Source organism: Streptomyces sparsus, assembly GCF_054776295.1.
Genome location: NZ_BAAHCA010001641.1, coordinates 1 through 613 on the forward strand (window position 1 = coordinate 1; position 613 = coordinate 613).

1 protein-coding gene is annotated in these 613 nt (G+C 77.2%); it reads right to left on the minus strand.

Features of this window, described 5'->3' with window-relative positions:
• Positions 1 to 499: LysR family transcriptional regulator (locus ACYVE9_RS30065; RefSeq protein WP_461031018.1), on the minus strand; the 499-nt coding region annotated here is incomplete at its 3' end.
• Between the last annotated feature and the right edge of the window lie 114 nt (positions 500 to 613).

Sequence of the window (613 nt, forward strand, 5' to 3'; positions counted from 1 at the left end):
CGAGCGTGGCCCGGTGCAGCGGCTCCGGCGCGGGCGACGGCGCGATGTCCCAGTCGTGCGCCACCACGAGGTCGACCATGCCGCGGGCGACCAGTCCGACCGACCGGTGCGGGTCCTCCTCGACGAGTCGCAGCTCCAGCGCCGGATGGGCGGCCGCCAGCTCGGCCAGCACGCCGGGCAGCAGCCCGCGGGCGGCCGTGGGGAACGCCGCGACGGTCAGCAGACCGCTCGGCCGTCCCCGGCGCTCCTCCAGGGCGACCTCGGCCTCCTCCAGCAGGCCGAGCATGCGTGCCGCGGTGTCCGCGAGCATCTCGGCCGCCTCCGTCAGCACCACTCCCCTGCCGCGTCGCTCCAGCAGGGTGGTGCCCGTCTCCCGCTCCAGCTTCGCCACCTGCTGCGACACCGCGGACGGCGTGAAGCCCAGCGCGTCGGCCGCCGCGCCGACCGAACCGTGCTGCCGTACCGCGTGCAGCGCCCGCAACCTCGCCAGGTCCCACATCAGCCGTCCGCCTCCCACTTCCCCGTGCTCCCCGTGCCCTGCCGGCGCTCGCACGCGCCCGCACGCCCGCGCGTTCGTCCGCACACCCGTTCCCACGCGGGGCCCGCGCGTCCC